This window comes from Collinsella sp. TF11-5AC, from assembly GCF_003436775.1.
In the GTDB taxonomy this organism is placed as follows: Bacteria; Actinomycetota; Coriobacteriia; order Coriobacteriales; family Coriobacteriaceae; genus Collinsella.
The window spans coordinates 20,319-45,927 of sequence record NZ_QSQO01000013.1 but is presented as its reverse complement, the minus strand read 5'-3'; the positions used below and the strand labels follow the sequence as shown (position 1 = coordinate 45,927).

General features: G+C 61.6%; 15 protein-coding genes. 3 read left to right on the top strand and 12 right to left on the bottom strand.

Going from position 1 to position 25,609, the window contains the following annotated elements; genetic code table 11:
* Positions 1-137 precede the first annotated feature (137 nt).
* From DXD16_RS06925 to DXD16_RS06885, 9 genes are all read right to left on the bottom strand, one after another.
* On the bottom strand, positions 138-2,123 hold the full coding sequence (locus DXD16_RS06925; protein ID WP_117655589.1) for a hypothetical protein: 1,986 nt from the start codon (positions 2,121-2,123) through the stop codon (positions 138-140).
* A 117-nt stretch (positions 2,124-2,240) separates the two neighbouring features.
* On the bottom strand, positions 2,241-2,603 hold the full coding sequence (locus tag DXD16_RS06920) for a desulfoferrodoxin family protein (protein WP_117655588.1): 363 nt from the start codon (positions 2,601-2,603) through the stop codon (positions 2,241-2,243).
* Positions 2,604-2,771: 168 nt separating this feature from the next.
* Complete coding sequence (locus tag DXD16_RS06915) at positions 2,772-6,236, bottom strand: SNF2-related protein (RefSeq protein ID WP_117655587.1); 3,465 nt, start codon at positions 6,234-6,236, stop codon at positions 2,772-2,774.
* A 28-nt stretch (positions 6,237-6,264) separates the two neighbouring features.
* Positions 6,265-10,068 carry a DNA polymerase III subunit alpha gene (gene dnaE / locus DXD16_RS06910; RefSeq protein WP_117655586.1) on the bottom strand — a complete coding sequence of 1,268 codons (3,804 nt, stop codon included), beginning with the start codon at positions 10,066-10,068 and terminating at the stop codon, positions 6,265-6,267.
* A gap of 240 nt (positions 10,069-10,308) precedes the next feature.
* Positions 10,309-11,508 carry an MFS transporter gene (locus tag DXD16_RS06905; RefSeq protein WP_117655585.1) on the bottom strand — a complete coding sequence of 400 codons (1,200 nt, stop codon included), beginning with the start codon at positions 11,506-11,508 and terminating at the stop codon, positions 10,309-10,311.
* A gap of 61 nt (positions 11,509-11,569) precedes the next feature.
* Positions 11,570-11,755: a DUF3284 domain-containing protein gene (locus DXD16_RS06900; RefSeq protein ID WP_117655584.1), complete on the bottom strand. Its 186-nt coding sequence runs from the start codon at positions 11,753-11,755 to the stop codon at positions 11,570-11,572.
* Between the two features lie 135 nt (positions 11,756-11,890).
* The gene (locus tag DXD16_RS06895) at positions 11,891-15,514 is read right to left on the bottom strand and encodes a UvrD-helicase domain-containing protein (RefSeq protein WP_117655583.1); all 3,624 of its coding nucleotides are present in this window, start codon (positions 15,512-15,514) and stop codon (positions 11,891-11,893) included.
* A 3-nt stretch (positions 15,515-15,517) separates the two neighbouring features.
* Positions 15,518-18,670 (bottom strand): PD-(D/E)XK nuclease family protein, encoded by a 3,153-nt coding sequence (locus tag DXD16_RS06890; protein WP_117655582.1) that lies wholly within the window; start codon positions 18,668-18,670, stop codon positions 15,518-15,520.
* 221 nt (positions 18,671-18,891) lie between these two features.
* The gene (locus tag DXD16_RS06885) at positions 18,892-19,191 is read right to left on the bottom strand and encodes a YerC/YecD family TrpR-related protein (RefSeq protein WP_022094855.1); all 300 of its coding nucleotides are present in this window, start codon (positions 19,189-19,191) and stop codon (positions 18,892-18,894) included.
* Between the two features lie 324 nt (positions 19,192-19,515).
* Here DXD16_RS06885 and DXD16_RS06880 point away from each other — a divergent pair, with 324 nt between their 5' ends.
* Positions 19,516-19,881, top strand: coding sequence for a phage holin family protein (locus tag DXD16_RS06880; RefSeq protein WP_117655581.1), 366 nt, complete (start codon positions 19,516-19,518; stop codon positions 19,879-19,881).
* A gap of 140 nt (positions 19,882-20,021) precedes the next feature.
* Here the strand turns inward: DXD16_RS06880 and DXD16_RS06875 are convergent, their stop codons facing one another.
* Positions 20,022-20,450, bottom strand: coding sequence for an Rrf2 family transcriptional regulator (locus tag DXD16_RS06875; protein WP_117564502.1), 429 nt, complete (start codon positions 20,448-20,450; stop codon positions 20,022-20,024).
* 253 nt (positions 20,451-20,703) lie between these two features.
* Here DXD16_RS06875 and cysK point away from each other — a divergent pair, with 253 nt between their 5' ends.
* On the top strand, positions 20,704-21,642 hold the full coding sequence (cysK, locus tag DXD16_RS06870; protein ID WP_055250951.1) for a cysteine synthase A: 939 nt from the start codon (positions 20,704-20,706) through the stop codon (positions 21,640-21,642).
* A 181-nt stretch (positions 21,643-21,823) separates the two neighbouring features.
* Positions 21,824-22,924: a tRNA 2-thiouridine(34) synthase MnmA gene (gene mnmA, locus DXD16_RS06865; RefSeq protein ID WP_117655580.1), complete on the top strand. Its 1,101-nt coding sequence runs from the start codon at positions 21,824-21,826 to the stop codon at positions 22,922-22,924.
* An 8-nt stretch (positions 22,925-22,932) separates the two neighbouring features.
* Here mnmA and DXD16_RS06860 read toward each other — a convergent pair whose 3' ends face one another.
* Together DXD16_RS06860 and DXD16_RS06855 are read right to left on the bottom strand one after the other, a co-directional pair.
* Positions 22,933-24,306: a DNA-binding protein gene (locus DXD16_RS06860; protein ID WP_147326466.1), complete on the bottom strand. Its 1,374-nt coding sequence runs from the start codon at positions 24,304-24,306 to the stop codon at positions 22,933-22,935.
* Positions 24,307-24,444: 138 nt separating this feature from the next.
* Positions 24,445-25,464, bottom strand: a complete 1,020-nt coding sequence (locus DXD16_RS06855; RefSeq protein WP_117655578.1) for a M42 family metallopeptidase — start codon at positions 25,462-25,464, stop codon at positions 24,445-24,447.
* Between the last annotated feature and the right edge of the window lie 145 nt (positions 25,465-25,609).

The following is a 25,609-nucleotide window of genomic DNA, read 5'->3' as shown; positions in this document are numbered from 1 at the left end:
GCCAACCTCCCCTCGCCACAAGCGCAGCGCAAGACAAGGCCCCGCGCATCATTCACGAACGTCTGTTCTAGAATAACACAACGGGGCCAAGATGCTCAGTTGAAGTGTCAGGGTTGGAAGCGAATCCTACCCCCAGTTTAGTTCTGCGAGAAGAATGGGAACTGTCGGGGATCCACCGGCGGATGCGACATCGGGCCATCCTGGGGACCACCTTGCGAGCCGCCCTGACCGCCCATCATCTTATCGATGGCGTCCTGAACCTCGCCCTCGAACTTCTTCATTCCCTCGTGCAAACGACGCCGACCGTCCTCGGAGCGCAGCTCCTCCATCTGCTCGGGCGAAATACCCAGTAGCTCGCCCAGCACGCCCATCATCTCGTTTCGCATGCGCTCACTCGTATCCTCGTCAGCAAAACGGCGCACCTCGGCGCGCGCCAGCGAATCGACCGACATACGCTCCTTGCCATTAAGCCCCAGGTCGGACCAGGCGAGCATGTACGGCCAAGAGCGCTCGGCAAACGAGCGGGATGAGACGATCGGTGCCGTCGGCAATATGCGGCGGGCAGCCTCACCCTGTCGAACGAGCATCAGCAGCAGCGAGCAGGCCTCAGGCTTGCCAGCGGCCATCGGGATGTCGTCGAAAGATCGATTGCGGTCCACGTGCGCCTCGAGCGCGCCATCGACCTCACCCGGTTCGAGCCCACCGAGCAGCTGCGCCGCGCGGTCGAGCATGTCGACCGGACCGTCGAGCGTCGAGAGCGCTTGCGCCAGCACGCGCTCCATGCAATCCTCCACCGCGTTGAGCGTCACGAGCTCTTGGGGCACCACGGCAGACGCGCGGTTGCGCACGCGCGCCACAAACTCGAGGGTCGACAGATACACATCGCCAAAGGGTGCGTAATCGCCCTGGTAGCCACCGCAAAGCGCCGGTGCCGCCAACGCGTACTCGGTCTTGGAAAGCGGGCTCAGAGCCATCGCGCCCAGTTCGAGCGCCGTGTCCTCCAGCATAAGGCCCAGCGTGCGCGAACGCAGGCGCTCGGCATCGCCCGCCGACACATCGCGGTCGAGTACGCGCGCCGCATCCGGCGCATCACGCTCAACCGTGCGAATATGCAGGCGCTCGGCAATCGCGCGAACGGCGGCGCATCGGGCGGCCTCAGCCTCTTCCTGCGCCGGCGTAAAGATGCGGTTGCGGTCCAACACCAGGCCGATCACGTTGCGCGAGCCCAATGCATCGACAGCCAGCGCCGCAAGCAAGGACGACGGCAGATCGCCCTCGAGCGCCACCACAGCACGCGACGCACCGTGGGCTCGGGCGTTGTCGCGCACGGCGAGCACCAGCGCCTGCCACAACCACTCCTCGGAACGAAACTCGGGCAGCTCGTGGTCCTCCAAGGCATCGAGCATCACGCCGCGCTGAATCTCCTGAACCAGCAGGCTCTCCTCAAAACACGGCGCCTGGGCCACCACGCGACCACAGTCGTCGAGCACAAACGACCCGCCGGTATACACCGACTCGTCATAGGCACCGACCGGCGCCATGCAGGCAAACCATACGCTGCGCTTGGACGCGATCTTACGGTAGGCACCGCTGCGAACGGCGGCGATGGCGGCCGTCTCGCGGTCGGTCATATCAAACGCGTTGAACTGAAAATAGGCGATGAGGTCGACGCCGGTCGGCAGCATCTCGAGCTCGCGGTCCAAGTCGAAGATCACGGCGATACGCACGCCGTCCACGTCAAACACCGGCGGCGCCCAACGGGCATCGCCGTTCCCACCGCGCTGCAGGGCAATGCTCGAACGGGCCGGCACCACATGGCCGTCCTTGAGCATCATGTAGTCGAGCAGGGGCTGGCCCTCAAACGAAACCGCCGCGGGCACGATGCAGATCATATCGAGTTCTTGGATACGCTCGGCAACGCCCGTCAGGCTCGTCAGCATGTCGTGCTCAAAGTCGGCAGCGCCCACCAAGCCGCCGGGCAGGGCTCCCATAAAGAGCGGAGCCGGCACGCACAGCACGCGCGCACCGCGCTCGTGGGCCAGGCGCGCCTGGTCCTCGATGCGACCGCAAATGCCCTCAATATCACCCAGGCGCATATCAATCTGTGCAAGTGCGAGCTTCATGGCCCAGCCCTTTCCGTCGTAAATCGTCGTTGTCGTAGTAAAAGCGCCGGCCGCATAATGCAGCCGGCGCTCGCATGTGCATATGCTAGCTATGATACCCCGAGCGGGGGCGCGCTCCTAGAACGTCGCGGACCACAGCCCATGCAGGTTGCAGTAGGCATAGACGGTACCGGTCTTGGAGCCGCCGGCGAAAAACGTCGCGGGCTTCATGCCGGGCTCAAGGTAATGGACCTCTAAGCGGCCCTCGGCCTCAAGCGCAATCCACTCGATGTAGTGCTCGGGCAGCATGGGGTGCTCCGTCGAACCCACGCGTGCGCGAATGACGTGACCGTCGCGCTCGATCTCGACAACAGGCACGTGCTTCTCGTGCGCTGCATCCTCGGTGTTCGCGGTCAGCTCCGTGCAGCCGGCAGGGGTCGCAACGCCGTCGCCAAGGGCGGCAACGAGTTTGCCGTCGGAGTCCTTAAAGAATTTCGCCATGATGTTCTCCTTTGCTGATGTGCCAATATTCCTGATGGTTCTTATGCCCAAAGGCAGACAAACCATCCACGGCATTGCAAATGAACACATAACGGGCGCGTTAAGCGGTCGATGCCGGGGCGCGTCGGCAATTCCGAGCGCCCGGCTACGTATGCATCAGCGCGCAGGCTAGCGTCCCTCGCCGCCCAGCAGCGCCAGGACATCCTCGCGCGTGAACAGCGCCGACGAGATGCCGTCGCCGCCGAGCACGCTGTTGACCAGATCGCGCTTGGACTCCTGCATCTGCATGATGCGCTCCTCGATCGTGTCCTTGGCGATGAGCTTGTACACGGTCACGGTATGTTGCTGGCCAATACGATGCGCGCGGTCGGTCGCTTGGTCCTGCGCCGCCACGTTCCACCACGGGTCGTAGTGGATGACCACGTCGGCCGCCGTCAGGTTGAGGCCCACGCCGCCCGCCTTGAGCGAAATCAAAAAGACCGGAACCTCGCCCGCTTGGAACTGCGCGACCATCTTGGCGCGGCTCTCCTTGGACGAAGCACCCGTGAGCTTAAGGAAGGCGATGTCCTCCTTAGCTAAGCGCTTGCCGATGATATCGAGCATACCCGTAAACTGGCTGAACAGCAGGATGCGATGCCCGCCGTCGAGTGCGCCGTGCACGAGCTCCATGCAAGCGTCGAGCTTGGCGCTCCCCGCCTTGTAATCCTCGTAGTGTAGACGCGGGTCGCAGCAGATCTGACGCAGCTTGGTGAGCTCGGCGAGCACCTTGAGCTTGTCTTTCTTAAACTCGGATGCCTCACGGTGCTGCACCTGCTGGGCGATGCGGTCTTGGTTTGCCAGGTAAAGCTTGCGCTGCTCGCCGGTGAGCTGAGCCACGACGGTGTCCTCGATCTTTTCGGGCAGATCGTCCACCACGTCTTCCTTGACACGGCGCAGCACAAACGGCGACACGAGCGCCTGAGGGCGAGCGGCGCTGTCGCCCTCGGCATGCTCAACGGGGCTCTCAAAACGCTTGGCAAACGACTCGCGCGTGCCCAGCAGGCCCGGCATCAAAAAGTCGAAGATGCTCCAGAGCTCGGACAGGCGGTTTTCGATAGGCGTTCCCGTCAGGGCAAAGCGCACGCCGGCCGGCAGGCGCTTGGCAGCGCGGGCCACCTGGGTGAGCGGGTTTTTAATGTACTGGGCCTCGTCGAGCACCACGCGGGCAAAATCCTGCCCGGCGTACTCGTCGATATCGCGGCGCATAAGGTCATACGACGTCACGACCACGTTATACTCGGCCACGCCGGCAATCTGCACGCGGCGTTGCGCCTTGGCGCCCACGATGGCGCACACATCGAGCGACGGGGCAAAGCGCTCCAGCTCGGCGGTCCAGTTGTACACGAGCGACGCGGGGCATACCACGAGCGTGGGCTTGGTGTCCCCCGCCTCCACGCGCGCCAGGATATGCGCGATCATCTGGAGCGTTTTGCCCAGGCCCATGTCGTCGGCCAAGATGCCGCCAAGGCCCAGGTGTTCGAGCGAGCCGAGCCACTGGTATCCGTCGACCTGGTAGCCGCGCATCGTTGCCTTGAGCGAGGCGGGTACCGTAAAGTCCATCTTGCCGAGCGTGTCCAGGCGCTCGACGGTGCGGCGGAACGCGGCGTCGCGATCGGCCTCGAGCGCCGGCGTGCGCGCGAGCATGCTATCGACAAAAAGGGTGCTCGACGCGGGAAGCGACACGCCGTCGAGCAGGTCGACGGCATCGACACCCAGATCTTCGGCAAGGCCAAACGCGGCGCGCGCTCCCTCATCCAGGCGCACGATGTCGCCGGACGTCAGGCGCGCAAACGTCTGGTGGCGCTTGTACGAATCGAGATAGACGGCAAGGTCCGCGGCCGAAAGCCCGCTCGCGCCCAGCTCGACGTCGAGCAGGTTACTCTTGACGGTCGCACGCACCGAAAGCTTGGGCGCAGGGCGGACCGAGACCTGGCGCAGACGGTCACTGAGCATGACCTCACCCAGCTCGGACAGGGCGGACAGACCCTCGGTCAGCAGACAGAACAGGCTCTCATCATCGCGCTCCTCAAACGCCAGACCGCCCTTGTAGAAATCGAAGTACAGGGCCGCTGTATCCATAACGCGAAACTCCGCCACCTCGTCGCGGGGTGGCACACCGGGGCGTTGCTCTTCGAAAGGACTGCCCGGAGCACCAAGACTAAAGAGATCAGCCGACCAATCGCCGTAGGTAACCGTAATTTTGCAGGTCACAAGACCATCGTCGACGCCGATTGCCATGGCAAAGCTCGCCTCGGGTGCCACAGTATCGAGCGCGGCGGGCGCGGTGAGGTCGGTATAGTCGCGCAAAATGGGCAGCGCCATACGGCAGAACTCACCCACCTGCTCGGCGGCAATATGGGCGGGCGTGCGGCACGGCAGCAAGCGCGACAAAAAAGGTGCGGCATGCTGAGCAAATGCAGCGTCGGTACGGCGCGCGCGGCGCGTGTCAACCAAGTAGGCGGCATCGCCCGACGCAAAGCAGTACATATCGGCGGGCAGGCGCAGGTCATAGCTACCACCAGCCGCCGGCGCGATTTTGGCGGCAAGAAGTGGTGGGCGCTTAGCGGACGCCTCGTCCTCCCCTTGCGGAGACAGCTCAACCGCCACGTCGTAGGTGCGACGCGTCGTCGTCCCCCGCGACCAGGCGGGCTCAAAGGAGATGGTCTGGCCGCGCAGCAGGTCCAGCACATATACGATGCTATGCTCGGACAGCGGCAACTGACGCTCGGCAACAAAACCGCTGCGGGCAAAGTCGTACGACGCCGAACGCGAGCTTGTGATGTCATCGAGATAGGCAACTGTCGTCACAACAAGGTTGAGCAGCTTTGTCGATGTTTCGTCAAAGGCCTCAGGTGAATGGACAAACGTGAGCTTCTTGCCATAGGAGAACGTGCCGCCGCGCACGTAGGCATCGGCCATGCCATCGATGTCCTTGACCACGTAGGAGACCGATCCACAGCGAATGCGGAACTCGAGCGCCCAGCTAAAGCGGTCAGCGAACAGCGGATTGTAGTACGGCACCAACGAGGGCTCCAACGCCGCTTTGGGGGCGTCGGGATCAACGGCACCGGCAAGTTTGCGGCGCATGCTCGCCAGCTCATCCATGCGCGCGTCCGAAAGATCGGAAAGCGCCGCCACAAGGCTCGGGCTCGTGGGGACGGGCGCCGGGAAGGGAAAGTTGAGGTTGACGGCCGGCGCGGCGGACGCGGCGCGCGCGGGCTGTTTCGGCTGCGCCGTAAACGTGCGAACCGGCGTGCGCAGCCCCTCAACAGGCTCAATGCCGCTGGTGTCCAGGTACGCCAGCGCTGTGGCGATGGCGTGCTTGCACATACCGGGATAGCGGTATGCGGCGGGGCAGTCGCAGTCGTAGTCGATAACCTCGTGCTCGTCCATATCGAGCGCCACGTGCGTCTTGTACAGGTCGCCGCGCGAGCCGCGCACCGAGCCCTCAACCGTCACGTTTTTGGAGAAGCGCGAGCCGCTGTCCTCAATCGACAGCACGGCGCCGTTGAGCATGAGCGAGCGGCCCTTCATAAAGGTGCCGCTCAACGCCGCCTCTTTGCGAAGCGCCTGCACAAACGTCCCCTGCGCCATCACTTCCTCCAATCTCACCCGGGGTAGCTTAGATAACCGTCACGCGACCCTGGTTACCCACAATCGCCTTTGCCTCGGCCAGCAGCGGAATCGAGCGCGCGTTGACCTTGGCCGGCACCTCGGCACGTAGCACGCGCCCGTCCACCTGCTCGATAAAGATCTCCACGCGGTCGCCGCCCGGGTTGGCGGTAAGCACCGTGGCAAGACGCGCCATATTGCCCTGGCTAAAGCGGCTGTTGGGCACCATGACCTCAAACACCTTGGGCTTGTTGTTCTCCTCGTTAAGCTCGAGCGGCACGATCTCCTGCGCGATGATCTGGTCGCCGCGGTCCGAGCGCTCGAGCTTGCCCTTAATGCGCACAAAGGCATCGGACAGCTGCGCGCCGGTCTCGGGATCGACCTCGCCGTACAGGTACCCCTCGGCCTCCTTGTAGGTCTTGGGGAACACGACGACGGTGGCCTCGCCTTCCATGTCCTCGAGCTGCACGATGCCCATGGGGTCACCGTTTTTGGTCACGCGCTTGGACACGCTCGAGACCATGCCGGCCCACCACAGCGCCTTGCCCTCGGGAATTTCCTGGTTGATGGTGCCGCCCGTAGGATTCTGAACTTCGTAGCCGGTGTCGATCTGCGAGAACGAGAAGTCACGCGCCTTGGCTAGTGCATACTCAAACGGGCGCAGCGGGTGGTCCGAGACATAGATGCCCAGAACCTCCTTCTCCTGACTCAACTTGAGGTGGCGGTCCCATTCCTGGCCATCCGGATCGGGCACGCTCACCTCAAAGCCCGAGCCCTCAACGTCGCCAAACATATCGAAGAACGACGTCTGGCCGCTCGCGCGATCCTTCTGGCGCTTTACCGCGGCATCGATGATGTTCTCGGGGTTGTTCTTGTCCACAAAGTGCATCATCTGGCGACGCGGATACCCCGTGGAGTCGAAGGCGCCTGCCTTGATGAGCGATTCGATCACGCGGCGGTTGGCCTGGCTCGAGTCCACGCGCTCGACAAAGTCGTGCAGCGTCTTAAACGGGCCGCCCGCCTCGCGCTCGGCGATAATCGCCTGCGCCACGCCGGTGCCCACGCCGCGGATGCCGGCCAGACCAAAGCGCACGCCCTCCTTGGTAGCCGTGAACTCGGTACCGGACTCGTTGACATCTGGCGACAGCACGGGGATGCCGTCGTGACGGCATGCCGAGACGTAGTGCACGATCTTGTCGGTCTTGCCCGTATAGGACGTCAGAACGGCCGCCATGTACTCGTGCGGATAGTGCGCCTTGAGCCACGCCGTCTGCATAACCAGGATGGCGTAGCCGGCGGAGTGCGACTTGTTGAAGGCGTAGGACGCGAACTCGAGAACATCGTCCCAAATCTTCTGGGCGACCTCGCGCGTATAGTTGTTCTTGATGGCGCCGTTCATCCAGTGGTCGTAGGTGGTCTCGTCGGAGCCATCCTCCCAGTGGAGCACCGTCGACGTGAGCAGCTTGATTTTCTTCTTAGCCACGGGCTTACGGATACGCGAGTCCGATTCGCCCTTGGAGAAGCCGCACATCTCGACGGAGATGAGCATAACCTGCTCCTGGTAGACCATGGTGCCGTAGGTTTCGCCCAGGATGTCGTCCAGGCGGTCGTCGTAGGAGACCGCCGGCTCCTTGCCGTTCATACGGTTGATGTAGGACGAAACCATGCCGGCGCCCAGCGGGCCCGGGCGGTACAGGGCGATCAATGCTACGACGTGCTTGTACTCGGTGGGCTTCATGTTCTTGATCGTGGCCGTCATGCCTGCGGACTCGACCTGGAAGACGCCGGCGGTGTGGCCGGAACCCATGAGCTTAAAGATCTCGGGGTCGTCAAAAGGAATCTCTTCCTCTTTGATGTCGATGCCGAAGTTCTTTTTGATGTTTGCCTTGGCCTTGGAGATAACAGTCAGCGTGCGCAGGCCCAAGAAGTCCATCTTGAGCAGGCCCATGTCGGCAACGGTATGGCCCTCGTACTGGGTAATCTCGACGCCGCCCTTGGTGTCGAGCTTGGTGGGCACGTGCTCGTTGACGGGGTCGCGGCAGATCAGAACGGCGCACGCGTGCACGCCCTCGCCACGGGTGAGGCCCTCGATTGAGAGCGCCGTGTCGATGATGCGGCGGGCGTCGTCGTCCTTTTTATATGCCTCGGCAAAATCGGGGTTAAACAGGTCCTCTTTGCCGGGTTGCTTTTCGAGCACCTGCTTGAGCTTGACCTTGGGGTCGCTCGAGACCATCTTGGACAGACGCTGGCCCATGTAGACCGGGTAGTCCAGGACGCGAGCGGCGTCGTTGATGGCCTGCTTGGCCTTAATGGTCGAGTAGGTGATGACGTGGGTGACCTTCTCGGGGCCGTAGAGCTGGCGAACGTGCTCCACGACCTCGAGGCGCCGCTCATCGTCGAAGTCCATATCGATATCGGGCATCTCGGTACGCTGCGGGGACAGGAACCTCTCGAACATCAGGCCGTTCTCGAGCGGATCGAACGCGGTGATGTTCATGGCGTAGGCGACGATAGCGCCGGCAGCCGAGCCACGGCCGGGGCCGACGCCAATGCCGTTGTCCTTGGCCCATTGCACGTACTCAGCGACGATCAAAAAGTAGGCGGCAAAGCCCTTGTCGCAGATGACCTTGTATTCGTACTCAAAGCGCTCTTTGATGTTGACGCCACCGATCTCGCGCGTGGCCCAGTCGTCGCCATAGTGTTGGCGCAGGCCCTTCTCGCACTCGCGGCGGAACTGGCTCTCGTGCGTCTCGCCGGGATCGAGCAACGGGAAGCGCGGCAGGATGATGGAGTCCCAGTCCAGCTCCACGTAGCACTTGTCGGCGATCTCGAGCGTGTTGTCGCAGGCCTCGGGGCAATACGGAAACATCGCCCGCATTTCCTCCTCGGACTTCATGTAAAACTCCGAGCCGGTCATGCGCATGCGGTTGGGATCGTCGACCTTGGCGTTCATGCCAATGCACATGATGACGTCCTGCACGGGAGCGTCCTCGCGGCGCAGGTAGTGGAAGTCGTTGGTGGCGATGACCTTGACGCCTACCTGCTTGGCGATGTCGATGAGCGTGCGGTCCATCTGCTCATCGGTCAGGCCGTTGTCGGTGGTGATGCCGTGTTCCTGGATCTCGATATAAAAGTCGCCAGGTTCGAAGGTATCACGGAAGGTCTCGGCCCACTTGATGGCGCCCTCCATGTCACCGCGGTCGATGTATTTGGGAATGATGCCCGCGATGCAGGCGCTGGTGCAGATCATGCCCTTGGCGTGGCGGCGCAGGTTGTCGAGCGTCACGCGGGGCTTGTAGTAAAAGCCCTGCACGGCTGCCTCGGAGACCGTCTGCATCAGGTTGACGTAGCCCTCCTGGTCCTTGGCCAGAAGGATCATGTGGTAGAGCTCGGGCTTATGGTCGCGAGCAAGGGTCTCGTCCGGCGTAAAGTAGACCTCGCAGCCAAAGATGGGCTTGATGACCAGAGGCGGCTTGAGCTCGTCGATGTTGCCCTTCTCGTCCCACATGGCCATGTCCTTCACATACTGGGCATGCTCGCGCGGGTTTTCCTCGGGATCGGGCTCCACCAGCTCGTCGCGGCGATCCTTTTCCAAAAAGGCCTTGTCGTGACTCCAGGTTTTGTACTCAGGCGTGTTGTGGTTGACGGCGTCGCAGGCCAGCGCCAGGTCGGGCACGCCATACATGTAGCCGTGGTCGGTAATGGCGACGGCGGGCATGCCCAGCTCTACGGCGCGATTGACCATATCCTGGATACGGGTTGCGCCGTCGAGCATGGAGAAAACGGTGTGGTTGTGCAGATGGACGAATGCCATGTGATGAGCTCCGATGCGGGTTCGTGTTCTGACTGAACGATTTTACCGCACGGCGCGGATAGCACCCGAACCTAGCCAAACCAACACGGGTAGTCAATTTGGGACCTTCAAAAAGGGGAATGAGGGCATCCAGATATATCGAGTATTACTGGAACCCCGGCGATGCGCGGAATGATTTGTGACGAATAGTCATGTCCATCAAGAAGGCTCGACGCTTCGGATAGCTCGTCAATCGATATATCAATTCTTGGAGACCTGTATTCCAACCATTTTTAATGAAACAACGGCGGTAATTGCTATCGCGATTGCACCAATAATACCGAGCGCTATCTGAATGGGATATAACCCCAACACATGTCCAAATATGGAGAAAAACACTGCAGAAAAGAGAGCCCTTACCAGAGACGCGACGGAAAGGATCGTCGCGCGGAGATCGTCCGCTATCGCGTCTTGGATTAAGTTTTCCGAAGTGATGTACACCACTTCTGGGAGAAAACAAAGCACCATGCTAAGGCCAAACAAACACAGCGGATTTGAAGCGAACCACGGAAGAATCATGAAAAGGCCAGCCTCGATTAGCATCGAGCCGAGCATGGTATTTCTTTTCCCGAAACGCAATGAGAATAAATCTGCTGCAATGTAGGCCGTCGCATTTACTGCATAGGATGCACCGAAAAAGATTCCTATTATGGAGACGGGAGCATCAAATGCGTCGAATACCAACTGATTCAAGTTGTAATAACTCCCATAGAATCCATCGAGCATGCTTGTGCCGATTAGAAGAAGCAATACCGCAAAAGCGGATTCTCCAACACGCCAGGTTTCGCGTCTGAACATCTTGGCCGCGTCAAACCTTCCCTTTTCAGAGCTTTCAGAACGGGTCGCTTCCGTCCTCTCAATGGGATACAGAAGGAAAAGCTGCAGGAGATAGAAAACGGAGACACATACGTAGAGGGCGCTCCAAGATACTTGGGCAATGAAAGATCCGAGCACAATCGCCATTCCCGTAGCGATTGATTGCGCGGCAAGCAGCCGAGCGTTGATGGTGAGGAAACGCTCTCCTTGACCGGCATTCCGGGCAATTTCATATAAAAGTGCTTGTTCGGATCCCGATTGAAGGGAGTAGGCGAGTGCCTCAACAAGGGAAAGCACGACAAGAAAGGGACCTGAGAGCAACAGCATGCCAGCCGTATGGAAGAAAAGCAGCAGCACGCCCACTTGAATCGAAAACTTCTTTCCAAAGAAATCGCCTATCAGCCCTGTTGGCAGCTCGAGAACGACCGTTGTAATGTTAAACAGGGCTTGATAAAGCGCGATTTCCGTGACAGACATTCCTTTCTCCGCAAGGAAAAGTAGAAACACTCCCCGATTTAAAACAAATCCCGCGAGAACGAAAAAGGCGGAATAGATGTGCAGTTGCGTAGCGGCATTCTTATTCATTTGGCACTTCCATCAACTACTTTTGTCGGGCCGCTCGCTACTGACTCGAAGCCCGAAGCGTTCACGGTTTCCGATGAAGAGTCACCTTGCCTTTTGCGGACTGGGCGCGCTTCTCGTACTTATAGCCGTTGAGCTTGTTGCGGCTGGGACGCTTGCCCGTGGCGTTCTCGATATCCTGCATGATGGACCCCGCCAGAGCGTCAAAAAGCTCCTCCGGCGTCACCTTAAGCGTTTTGGCGAGCTGCATGATGGCTCCTTATTCGTTTGAACCGTTCGAGCCATTGTACCGCCCCAGGCTCTCCCATGCGTTGCGGTGAAATGCGGACTGTTTGGCGGCTTTTTTGGCCAAAACAGTCCGTATTCCACCGCAAGTTATTGAGGGCTAGAGACTGTAGGTGACCACCTGAGGCTCGCACGGGTTGGCGAGGTCGACTTGCTCCACGCGGACGAACTTGACGGTCACGGCCTCAAAGCCCGCCTTGTGCAGAACATCAGCGTAAACGCGCGCCTGCAGGGCGTGCTTCTCCTGCAGCTGTTCCGGCGTCTCGTCCGGTGTGCCGCCCGTCTTGTAGTCGATGACCAGCGCGCGTGACGAATCCGCCGGGTTCGTCGCCAAAGCATCGATGGCGCCCTCGGCATATGCAGCGTAGCGAGCGATGTCCTCATCCTCGCAGCCCAGCGAAAAGAACGGCACCTCGGCGCGAACGCACGGCCAGGCAAGCAGCTCGGCACGGACCGCCGACTTGAGCCAGCGATCCAGGGCAACGTCGAAGCGTTCGCGCTGCTCCGGCGTCAGGCACCACAGGCGCGCCAGCGCATCGGCACGCTCAGCGGGCAGCGCATCGGCACCCATCTCGATCAGCCACTGGCAGGCGGCATGGAACGCCGAGCCCAGCGCCATGGGGTTGCCGGCGGGCTCAACGGCGGCCACGCCTGCATCCGTCATCTCGGAACCATCCGACTCCGCATCATCGCCGGCCTCGTCCATGGGCGTGTGTGCCTCGGCGGCACGGTCCTCGGACTCGGCATGCAGCGCCGCGGCAATTGACGAGTAGCTGTACGAATCGCGCGCCGGATACGGGCAGGCGCCCATGCGCACGCCCACCGTCTGGGGATACACGAGCTCAAACGCATCGGGCTCGGGGTCGGCAGGGCCGGGAACGGCGGCGCGGGCATCCGCACCGGCGCCCTCCGGCTCCGCATCGCCGCGGACAAGCCTGCCCTCGGCATCCAGCGAAGCGTTGGCCTCAAACGCCTGCTCGCCAAAGGTAAAGTCCGAAAGCGAAATGAGCTCGTAGTCGCCCGGCTTGGAGTTGTCGAACACCAGGCGGTCGGCATCGAGCTGCGGCATGTCCAGAGCGTCGGTAGGCAGAATACGACGCAGCACGTCATAGGTCAGATCGGTCTCGACGTCGAAGGTCGGCGCCGTCACCTTGCCGCGGCTCACGCCGGCATCCATCGCCAGAATGACCAGCTCTCGCGCACGCGTCATGGCGACATAGAGCAAGCGAGCCCGCTCCTCGAGCGAAAGCTGCAGGTCGTCGTTACGCAGGCGGGCAAATGCCTCGGCGGGAGAGCCCGTCGCACAGACGTCCTCCATGAGCTCTGGCGGCAGCCACAGCGACATGCCCTTGCCCTTAAACGCGTGCTCAAACTGCTTTTTGACGTCATCGCCCTTCACGAACGTGCCGTCCGCGAGTTTAACGCCGTCGAAGCGTGCCGGCAGCGCCACGACCTGCGCTCCGCCCTCGACACGCCCCATCTGAGCCGCACCGGACGATTTGCGCACGCCAAAACACTCGGCAACCGCTACGACCGGATACTCCAGACCCTTGGACGCATGCACCGTCATGATGCGCACCGCGCCGTCGCCCTCCTCGTTGAGCGCGCCCGGGGCCTCCTTGCCCGCCAAGAAGCGGTCGAAGGCGAGCGCGATGGAGCGCGGAGAATTGCCGAGCTCGGCCTCTGCCTCGGCCACGGCGTCGAGCGCCTTGAGCACGTTGGCGGCGATGGCCTTGCCCTCGGGACCACGCTGCGCCAGACGCACAAACCAGCCGGAGGCGTTGACAGTATCGCGCGCGATGGCGGCGAACGAATCGCGCCCCACGCGACGAAGCGCATAGCGCAGCACCTCGCGGGCGCGCGTCAGCAGCGGCAGATCCCGCAGCCCCGGCACATCGCAATCGCTCATGATGCCCACGTCGATGTTGCGGCGCGAGGTCTCCCCCGTCTGGTCGTCCAGCTTGGTCGCCAGCGCCAGGAACTCCTGACCGCCGAGCGCAAACATCGGCGAGGCCAGCAGCGGCATAAGACCCTGCGCCGTATCGGCCGGGTTAGCAAGCGCGCACACCAGAGCACGCACCGTTTGGACCTCGGCAGCCTGGGCAAAGACCGAGCCGCCCGCGATGACGCAGTCGAGCCCCTGGTCGCGGAAGGCCTGCGCATAGACATCGGCGTTGGTCATGCGGCCCAGCAGCAGGACCATGCTGCCCTGGGGCTGGCCCGCTTTAACGAGTGCTTGGAATCGCTCCGCAATCGCACGAGCTTTCGCCTGCGTTCGCTCCTGCGTACTGTCACCGGCAACGAAGATCGCCTGGCGGCGCGATGCCTTCGCCTTGAGCTTGTCCTCGCGTTCGTCGCTCGGTTCAAGATCCAAGAACCCCTGCATCAAACCACCGGTGTCGCCGTCAAAGACGCGCGCCACATAGCGCAGCACCTCGTCGTGGCTGCGGAAGTTGCGTACAAGCTTGACGAGCTCGCCGGCGGGGGCATCGGACGTGGCGACCGTCTCGGACGCCGTCGTCGAACCCACCTTGCGCTCCTGGCGGCGGAAGACCTCGACCTCGGCGCCACGGAAACGATAAATCGACTGCTGCGCATCGCCCACGGTACACAGCGCACGCTCACCCGCGCCGGTCAGGTAACGGATCAAATCGACCTGCATCTGGTCGGTATCCTGGAACTCGTCGATCATGACCATCTTAAAGCGGCCCTCATAGGCCGCTCGAATAGCCGGATAGTCGCGCAGCGCCTCGTACGCCATACGCAGTAGGTCGTTGTTATCGAGCGCGGACTGGCCGGCCTTCAGCGCGCGATACTCAGCCTCCACAGCACGAGCAAGCCCCACCAGCGCATCGAGCGCCGGACCGCCGCAGGCAAGCACGATATTGATAAATGCATCGGCGGCCTCGGCCTTGAGCAGCTCCACCTGCTCCTTAGGAAACGCCTTGCTCGCCCGAGGCATGCTGCACGACATCATGAGTCGCGCCGCATCCTCCATGGTTTTGCCGCTCGCCTCAAACGCGTCGATGGCATCGAGTGCCACCTGCGCTTTCTCGGTCGCGGCCTTGCTTGCGCCCAGCGCCGCACGATAGGCATCGGCGAGTGCCGAGGTATCGGCCTGGCCGCGCGCCACGCACACGTCGTCCATACCGCCCGGCAGCTGGCTCGAGAGCTCCAGCAGCTCACGCACCAGGCCCTTGATGGTGGTGCCGGCGCCAAAGAGGCCACCCTCGCCTGCCATGGGATACCAGGCGTAGAGGCTTTTAAGCGAAGCGGCGAGCTCGGGGGCGGCATCGGGCGCCGTCGCTCGGGCCAGCACATGCTCAACAGCCTGATCCATAAGCTCATCGGTATCGGTAAGCACCGTGAACTCGGGATCGATGCCCAGCTCCAACGCATGCGCGCGCAGGATGCGCGAACACATGCCGTGAATGGTCGAGATCCACGCATCGTCGACGGTCAGGGCCTCCTCGTCCATACCCTCTTCGATAAGCGCGCGACGCACGCGGTCGCGAATCTCGGCCGCGGCATCTTTGGTAAAGGTAATGGCGAGCACCTGATCCAGATGCTCGACAAACGGACCGGATTCGGGCGAGAGCGCATAGACGATGCGGCGCGTGAGGGTAAAGGTCTTGCCCGAGCCGGCACCTGCCGAGACAAACAGCGGGCGGTCGAGCGTTTTGACGACTTGCAGTTGTTGCGGCATCAAAGTCGAAAGATCCATGGTCTACACGTCCCTCCTTACAAACGTTCCTTCGTGGTTATACGAGCAGCGCGCATGCGCGGCCTGCGTCGACGCCGGGTCGACGGCGGCAACGTTGCCTGCCTCGAGCTCGCGCAGGCGCTCGGCGATGCCGTCCTCCACGCGATCGAGCAGGGCGTCGAAGTCCATGCTGCCGCCCTCGCCGGGAAAGCCCTTCTTAAGCCCCGGGATGCGGCCGTCACCACGCTCCTCCTCGAGCAGCTCGGCACTCGCGGCGCCTCGCAGCGCCGGTTTGCCGCCCTTGGTCGAAAAATAGAGCGCCGCGCGGGTGTCCAGATCCAGCGCCCGGCGCATAGCCTGCGCATAGATAAGCGTCTGGGTATGGGGCGGCAGCCACCGCGGATCGTCGATGGGCGCCGTGCCTGATTCCTCGTCGCGCACCGTAGGGTCGGCGAGCTTAAACTCCTCAACGCCCGTGCGATGCTTGTAGTCGATTACCACGGCGCGATTCTCGGCGTCCACGTCCACGCGGTCGATGCGCCCGCCAAGCGGCCAGCCGGCATACTCGACCTGGAGCTCGTTGAACGCAAACTCCAGGTAGCGCGGCGCGAAGGGCGCGAGCGCCTCGGCTTCATAGGCAAGCACGCCCTCCAGCTGCGGCAAAATCTCGGCCACTTGGCGCTCCTCCACTGGAGAGAGCGGCACCAGCGGGCCCTCGGTACCGCGCTTGCCGGCGTGCTCGGCCAGGGTCTCGGCAAAGACCTCGTGCAGCAGCTCCTGAGCACGTGGCAGGTTCTCGGGCGTCACGCGCTCCATGCCCTCCTGGGGCAGACGGGCATGCAAGTGCTCCAGCACGTCATGGACAAAGTTGCCCTTCTCCATGTTGCCAAAGCCGGCGTCGATCGACTGGGGTTTGACGCGATACGAGACGAACCAGCACAGCGGGCAGGTCGAATAGGCCTCGATCTGCGAGGCAGACGTCAGGCGCGGCACCAGCGGCGCATCCTCGCCCTCGCCATCGCGACGGCGCAGGACCAGATACGGAATGGCTTCATCGCTCAGATGCTGAGGAGCTTCGCAGGTCACGCGCTCGCGCCTAAGACCTTCGCCTGCCGCGGGATCGAAGTCCCTTACGATATCGCCCTCACCCACGCACTTCGCCTTGTCGGCGCCAACGGCCTTAGCGTCGTCAGCGGCCTTGTCGGCGTCAGCGGCCTTAGCATCGTTAGCGGCCTCGGCATGCGCCCGCAACTCGGTCCACACGGCAGCCGGGTAGCACTCGCGCGCCTGGCGATCGTGCGTCACGCGGGCAAGCGCAACCGGACCGCGCGCGGCCTGCATCGCGCGGCCAAAGCGCACGCGCAACAAGGCGGCAGGCTCAAGCGTCACACCGCTGCGATCTAACTCTGCCGTCAGCGTTGCCAGCGGGCCCTCCTCATGTGAGAGCGGATAACTGTCCAGGTCGACGTCGGCAAACAGCACGGCATCGTAGCTGCCGGGGCGCAGAGCCGCCGCATCGGCAAGCGAAGCAAAGCGAACCTGGGCGCGTGGCGCACGGTCAACCTCGTAGGTCTCGTAATCGTAGGCGGCGCTACGCTTGTCCACCTTGGTTCGAATGTCATCGAGCACGGGCACGGTCGCGGCCTGCGACACGTCGAGCGCACGGGCGCCATTCATAAGGATGTCGATGACGTGGCGCAGCAGGGCCACCTCCGCCTGGCGACGGGCCTGACCGTCGAGACCGCCAAGTGCGCGATCGGGCAGTGCCTCGGCAACGGCAAGCATGGCCTTGAGCGCCGTCACGGGTTTGTCGCGCCACAGCGCCTGGAACACGTCCGAGATCACGCACGGCACGTTCTTAAACCAGTTCTCGTCGCTCGCCGCTTTACGCGCGCCCCTCACCTGGCCCTGCACGCTCTGCAGCAGGCTCTTGACGCCCGCAGTGGTCTTGCTGCGCGACAGTCGCATATTCTTGTCGAACGTGCGCGCGCTGGCGGCGTCGGCACCCGAAAGCGGGCTGTAAATCCAGTCGGTAAGCTCCGGAGCGGGCCACCACTCAGTCTTAGAAGCTGCCCCTTCGTCGGCGGCCTTCATACGCTCGATCAGGTTGGCGAGCGCCGTGAACTGCCTGCCCGCAATGGATTGGGAAAACGCCGTGAACTCGGCCGTCTCGGCAGCAACGTGGCGCGCCGCCAAACGAGCGGCAAGCTCGCCGAACAGCTGGGGTGCCCGGGCAGAAACAACGAGCACGCGTACGGGGTCGGCGGGTGTTGCAGCAGCTTTATCGTCCTTGGACTCCTTGTACGCTTTCACCAACTTATCGATGACGTCCGCATAAGCATGGGCACGGGCATGGGGGCCGGCGACCTCAATAAAGGCAGGCTGAGCAGCGGACTTGGAGGCAGTCTGGGGCGCGGCGGCGCCCTCCCCCAGCGGCGCGATCTCAAACAGCACACCGCGGACATCAAATGCCGCGGCAAGCTCCTCGCGCATCGCCGCTTGCTCGCGGGCAAGCAGCACGACAACCTCTCCCCCGTTGTTTGCCACGGCGGACAGCAGCTCGAGCAGGCTATACGTAAATGACGTGACGCCGCACACGCAAACGGCGCGGGCGCACCCCGGCAGGTTGTCGGCCAAAGCGCCGGCCATAATGTCAGCCGCCTCGCAGGGCTCGACCATATCTCGACGGTCCAAACCGCGCGCATAGGCGCACAAAAGTTCAAACACGCGAGCCTCGGCGTCGCTTTTGGGCTTGGGCTTGCAAACGTTGTCGCAGCAACGCTCGGCGCCTGTCCCTGCCACACCCGGCAGCACATCGCGAGCCATACGCGCGAGCATACGCACCGTGCCCTGGCTGCGCGAAAGCGGCTGCAGGTCGGCGTCGTCGAGGCGCGCTACCATGTCCGAAAACAGCATCTGGCGCTGCAGGTTGTCGACGAAACCGCGCCCGTCGCCCAAAAGCTCCCAAAGCGAGCGAAGCCACGATGTAGGCGTCTTGTAGTCAATACCCAGCGAAACGCCGGCTTCCGCCGCATCATGACGGCACAGGTCGAGCTCGGCAAACGTTGGCGCCAGCAGCACGGCACGCCCGTGGCGGGCAATAAGGTCGGCAAGCAGCGCCGCCTCGGCATCGCTCAAATCCGCGCCGGCGTTGGTGGTATAGATTCGAACAGGCATGGTCCTCCACTCAAACCGTTCGCAATATTCAATGTTTCCATCCTACCCGCCCGCGCGGACAGATTTGCCCCACGCCAACAGATTTGACCCCTTGGAGACGGAGGAAAATGGATCACCGAGGAGGTCAGTCTAACCCAGTGATCCGTTTTCCTCCGTCCCCAAAGGATCAAAAAACCGCCCCCGAAGGGACGGTTCTGCGCAATTCGTTTGTCGCCGCTGGCCTACTCGCCATCCTCCAGCTTGATGAGGATCTTGCGATAGCCACCGTACTCGCCGTTGAGTGCCTTTGAAACGCGGCTCACCGTAGTGGACGAAGCGCCGGTGCGGGCCTGAACCTCAACATAAGGCTCGCCCTCATCCAGATAACGCGCAACCTGCAGACGTTGCGAAAGATCGCAGATCTCGCGCGGCGTGCAGATATCGGTCAAAAACGCCTGGATATCCTTCTCGTCATCCAAAAGACTAAATGCGTGGACCAGCTGCTTGACATCAGGCTTGTCAAACATGTTCTCGATATTCATCGATCACCGCCAAACCCGCCATAAGGCATCGAAGTTGATACTGACATCGGGCATCGTTCGCCCGTTCTATGCAATAGGGCAACGCCTGTGGCTTTTGCCCGTAGCAGTGTAGCACACCACCAAACTAAAGCGACAAGACTCTCTGCCAGCGGCGCGTTTTTCAGGACGAACGCCGTTTTGAAACCGAATGCGCACGTAAGCTCCACGAATATCTGAGACAATGGGCGGCCGAACAAGGCGGCACACCCGAGCGGCCGTCCAAGCTGCCGCAGCAAACCGCTTCACGCGACGCCGACGCACCCTGCGCAAGAAAGGATTCACACCATGCGCTTTATGCTTAACTGGCTCTTTACCTCGATCGCCATCGCGATTGCCACGTTCCTCGTCCCCGGCATCCAGCCCTTCGGTTTTGCCGAGGCCTGGGTCTGTTTCGCCTTCGTGGGACTGTTCCTGAACATCGTCGATTCGCTCGTCAAGCCGTTCCTGACGGTTATCTCGCTGCCGCTCACGATCATTACGCTGGGTATTTTTCAGCTCGTAGTCAACAGCTTTATGCTCGAGCTGGCCAGCTATCTGTCGGTCAATCTGCTGGGCGCGGGTATCTCCATCGCCAGCTTTGGATCGGCCTTCATGGGCAGCATCCTGGTGTCCATCATGCGCAGCATCCTCGACAGCATCGCCGGGGGCTAAAACGGCCATTCCGGCCGCGCCCGTCTCAACAGCCCAAAACGAAGGCCGCCCATCACAAAAATGGGCGGCCTTCTTATTTGCCAAGTCTCAAAGGGCGAGAGAATCTGCCATTTCCACCCCGTCCCCAAATGGCAGGTGGGCTAGATCACGTAGTCGTAGCCTTCGTTGGGAGCGACAAGTTGATCGAGCGTCACACCGTCGAGGTAGTCGTTGATAAGCTTGTCCAGGTTCTTCCACACGTCGAGCGTGGGGCACTCGTCAGAGCGCGAGCAACCCTTGCAGTCGCCATCCAGGCAGGCGACCGGCGCCAGACTGCCCTCGGTCAGGCGCAAGATCTCGCCCACCGTGTACTGCTCGGGCGGGCGCGTGAGCACATAGCCGCCGCCCTTGCCGCGCATGCCCGAGAGCATGTTGGCGCGCACGAGCGTAGCCAGAATATTCTCGAGGTACTTCTCCGAAATACCCTGACGCGCCGCAATCTCTTTAAGCGGGATACGGCCTGTCGCCTGGTGCTCGGCCAGGTCGACCATAACGCGCAGGGCATATCTGCCCTTTGTGGAAACCAACATATATATAGCTGCCTTTCGGTCTTTTAATTCGTAGAAATTCTAGCCGAAAAATTGGTTTTGAAAATACCTATTCCCGTCAAGATGGTTAATCGACTCGTAATAATCTTCTATTTCCTATTGCGTTACTAGGCTTTACTGTCTACTATGCTTGCCAACAGCAAAACGAACAACCTATAAGGTTTGTGGGTTTCGCTGCCACACACACCGTAAAACCACACGGTATCCAGTCATTTGAACACTTTGGAGGTTCACCATGAGCAATGTTTACACGTCCATCGATCAGCTTATCGGCCACACCCCGCTTCTGGAGCTCACCCACTTCGAGGCCGACGAGGACCTCAAGGCCCGTGTGCTCGTCAAATTGGAATACTTCAACCCCGCCGGGTCCGTCAAAGACCGCGTCGCCAAGAACATGATTGACGAGGCCGAGAAGGCCGGCAAGCTCGTGCGCGGTGGCGACTACACCATCATCGAGCCCACGAGCGGCAACACCGGCGTCGGCATCGCCTCGGTGGCGGCGGCCCGCGGCTACAAGGTGATCATCACTATGCCCGAGACCATGTCCGTCGAGCGCCGCAAGCTTATGCAGGCATATGGCGCACAGCTCGTGCTCACCGACGGCTCCAAGGGCATGAAGGGCGCCATCGCCAAGGCCGAAGAGCTGCAGAAGGAGACGCCCAACAGCATTATCGCCGGCCAGTTCGTGAACCCCGCCAACCCCGCCATCCACAAGGCCACGACCGGCCCCGAGATCTGGGATGACACCGACGGCAAGGTCGACATCTTCGTCGCCGGCGTCGGCACCGGCGGTACCGTGACCGGCGTGGGCGAGTTCCTCAAGGAGCAAAACCCCGAGATTCAGGTCGTCGCCGTCGAGCCCGCCACCTCCCCGGTACTCTCCAAGGGCCAGGCCGGCCCGCACAAGATCCAGGGCATCGGCGCTGGCTTTGTGCCCGACGTCCTCGACACCCAGGTCTACGACGAGATCATCCCCGTCGAGAACGACGATGCCTTTGCCACCGGCCGCGCCGTGGGCCACAAGGAAGGCGTGCTCGTGGGCATTTCGTCCGGCGCCGCCGTCTGGGCCGCTCTGCAGCTGGCCAAGCGCCCCGAGAACGAGGGCAAGACCATCGTGGCGCTGCTCGCCGACACCGGCGAGCGCTACCTGTCCACGGCGCTCTTCCAGGACTAGAGCTTCTCGTTCTTAGAACGAGTCCAAGGCACGCCGGTCTCCCCTCTCTTCTGGCAGCCTGAGCTCATCCCAACAGGATGCCCCACGAGACGTCCGAACTTGCTACAATGTCTGCGGCGCGGAACCAGCCTCCCGCGCCGCTTTTCTTTTTTGGCCACATGCCACCAAGGAGAACCTCCTCATGCACAACAAGCGCGTGCTCGTCGCCATGAGCGGCGGCGTCGATTCCAGCGTGACCGCGTATCTGCTCAAAAGCCAGGGCTACGAATGTGTCGGCGCCACCATGCGCCTCACCTGCCCCGCACCCGACCCCGCCACGGGCATGAGTAAGGTCGACCGCGACATCGCCGACGCAGAGGCCGTCGCCGAGCGCATAGGCATTCCCCACCATGTGCTCGACTTGCAGCAAACCTTCGACCGTAACGTAATCGAGCGCTTTGTGAACGCCTACCAGGAGGGGCTGACGCCCAATCCGTGCATTATCTGCAACCGCCACATTAAGTTTGGCGCGCTGCTCGATGCAGCGCTGGACATGGGCTGCGACTACATCGCCACGGGCCATTACGCCAAAACAAGCCAGGCGGCAGACGGCACCTGGCAGCTGCATCGCGGCGAGGACCCCAAAAAGGACCAGAGTTACTTTTTGTATTCGCTTACGCAGGAGCGTCTGGCGCGCACGATTTTTCCGCTGGCGGGTCTGGACAAGGAGCGCAACGTACGCCGGATTGCCGCCGAGCAGGGCTTCATCAACGCCAAGAAGGCCGAAAGCGAGGATATCTGCTTTATTCCAGACGGTAACTACGCGGGCTATATCGAGCGCCGCTGCGGACATCCCGCTGCACCGGGCGACATTGTGTGGCGCAACGGCAGCGTGGTCGGGCGCCACAACGGCGCGCTGCGCTACACCATCGGCCAGCGCAAAGGCCTGGGCGTCGCGATGGCGCACCCCGTGTACGTAACGGGCGTCGATGCCGCCAACAACATTGTGCATCTGGGCGAGGCCGAGGACCTGACGGCCACAGCGCTCACAGCCAACGACTGGATTTGGAGCGCCCCTGCCGACCACATGGAGGCCGAGCTGGATGCCGGCGGCATTCGCGTGGGCGCCAAATACCGCTACCGACAGAAAGACCAGGCAGCAACCCTTACGCGTGATGAAGACGGACAAATGCTGCTAACTTTTGACGAGCCGCAGCGAGCCATCGCCCCCGGCCAGGCAGTCGTAGTCTACCGCGGCGACATCGTCCTGGGCGGCGGCACGGTGGCCGGCGCACTTAAGTAGCCGCGGGTTTATCGCTGCACGTGTCGAAGTACCTCAACAGCGGCACCAACCTCGATTACGCGACGCTCGAGGCCGCGGCGGATGGCCTCGAGTCGACCCTCCGCCGTGGCCCATTTGCTCTGCGAAAGAATCTCGATCGCCTCATCAACAAATCCGTTGAGCCGCGATGAATCGAACCAATCGAGCGAGTCCGCAAGCGCCAGCTGGACGGAAGGGTCGGGCCCAAACGGCTTAGCGGAAAACCCAAACTCCCCAGCTGCGAGCACGACAGTTGGCACGTTATACCACAGACAGTTGCCGCTATCGAACAGCGGAGCAGGTTTTATCTCCAGGGTATCGACATTGCGGATGATGCCGAAGTTTCGCCAATGGCGGTCGCTGTTGGCCAAAAGGGCATCGCAGACAATCATCTGCGACATAGACCTTCTCACAGCGGCCTCATCGGCACCATGCTTGCCGAGGTAGCAACAGTACCGGTCGTACGTCGAGTTTCCCCGCTGACTACCAAGTACGCCCTTAACGTAAACAGCCGGAACGTATTCCTCGCGGCCGTCAAGGAAGTCGTCGCACAGACACACAGGGCCATCGAATATGCGCTCAACCGTGTAAGGAACAAACTCCCCCTTGGAAAGCAAGCGACGATGTAGAGCCGTTGCAACCGCCTCGTTAAAGGGACGCTGATCGTCCATCCCGTACCCTTTAGCCAAAACGCGAATGCCGTTACGAATCATCCACGATTTAGGGAGCTCGCCCTCGGACGTGTTATCAGGATTATTAAGACCGATGCCCTCCAGCCAACCCGAACGCTCTTCGGGCGCCGATCGCTCAAAATCATTCTCAAAGTAATTGATGTTTTGCCATTCGAGCCCGTCGCATTCTGCCGGCCGCAGCCAATAGCAATCCGAAAGCGATAGGCCCAGGCACCGAACCGGAACCTCGATGCCACTGGCAATTCCCAGTTCACGATAGCGCGAAACGAGTCCGGGGCGGACGTCAGGCACCGACCGATGGCTCCACCACGCATTGAGCTCCCGCTTATTCACCGTTGGAGAAGAGCTCGAGCATGTGCCAAACGGCATTCGTTGCGCATCGAGGACCTCGGCGATTTCGAGGGGAAACTCGCGCGTCGGATCAAATGAGACATGAGCGACCTCATGGTCGGCCGACATCAGCGTAAACTTACGTCCCACATCGGCTGCAGGACGGCGCCCTCGTTTGCGGACCCTTTGATAGGCGATCGCAGAATTGTACTCGACCATCTTCCGGCCGCCCACAATATCGCACACAAGTGTCCCCGATGCGGCAAGTTGCGATATGCGAGCTTTCGTAACGCCCAACAGGCGGGCGGCATCACCCATAGATAAGTACTCAGATGTATTCATATGCCGCATCACCTCGTTAAGTAATTTACACGTTTAGTTAATAGATTGCAAACATCATAATACTAAACGACCAAAAGCGAAAAAAGGCCCGAGAAATCGGGCCTTAGCGATTGGCCAGCTGAGTCGCAAGCTGCTCCCCTAGCGCTGAACGTAGGCACGAACCAGCTCGTAGGTATTGCGCACGCCGTCGATGTGGCTGCGCTCGTAGTTGTGGCTCGCATACACGCCGGGGCCGATCAGACCATGGCGAATGTCGTAGCCGGCAGAGAGCGTGGCCTCGACGTCGGAGCCGTAGTGCGGGTACACATCGATGGCGTAATCGAGCTCCAGCTCGCGCGCGATATTGGACAGCGTGGTTACCAGATCGTAGTTGTAGGGGCCACCCGAATCCTTGGCGCAAATCGACACCATGCGCTCGGTGCAGCCCAGGTCGTCGCCCACGCAGCCCATGTCAACGCTGATCATCTCGCGCGTATCGGCCGGCACGAAAGCGCCGCCGTGACCGACCTCCTCGTACACGGTAAAGAGCAGCGATACCTTGCGCGAAAGCGTCACCTCGCCGCCAGCAACGGCGCGGGCCAGACCCAGCAGAATCGCCGCCGACAGCTTGTCATCCAGAAAGCGGCTCTTAATGTAGCCGCTCTCCGTCACCGTGGTGCGCGGATCCATGGCGATGATATCGCCCGTCTGAATACCCAGCTCGAGCACATCATCCTTGCTATCAACGTTCTCGTCGAGCAGGATTTCCATGTTCTTCTCGATGGTCTTGACCGGTTCATCGGCCACGTGCGCCGAAGGCTCGGTATTGAGGACCACGCCCGTATACACATTGCCGTCACGCGTGTAGACGGTGCAGTTCTCGCCATCGGCCGTAGACCACTGATGCCCGCCGAGCGTCGTGGGGCGCAGGCGACCATTGTCCTTAATGGAGCGCACCATAGCGCCCAGAGTATCGACATGGCTCGCCAACACGAGCGGCTCGCCCTCGCCACCAAGCTCAACAAGCACATTGCCCTTGTTAGAACGCTCGGGCCCAAAGCCCATATCGCGCAACGTTTCCATCAGATAATCAGTCGCCGCACGGGTATAGCCCGTAGGCGAGGCAATAGAAGTCAGCGTCTTAAGCTGGTCAGTAATAAAACCAAGCGTAGAATCCATTTGGGACACCATCCACAACTCCAAAGTCAACATCCCGTAATCAGTAAAAGCCCCAACAACGATACCATCACGCACAAATATTTACCCAGCGAGATGACCCATCGAGCTCTTCCGAACAGCGCCCGCCACGACAACGAGCCGGCGG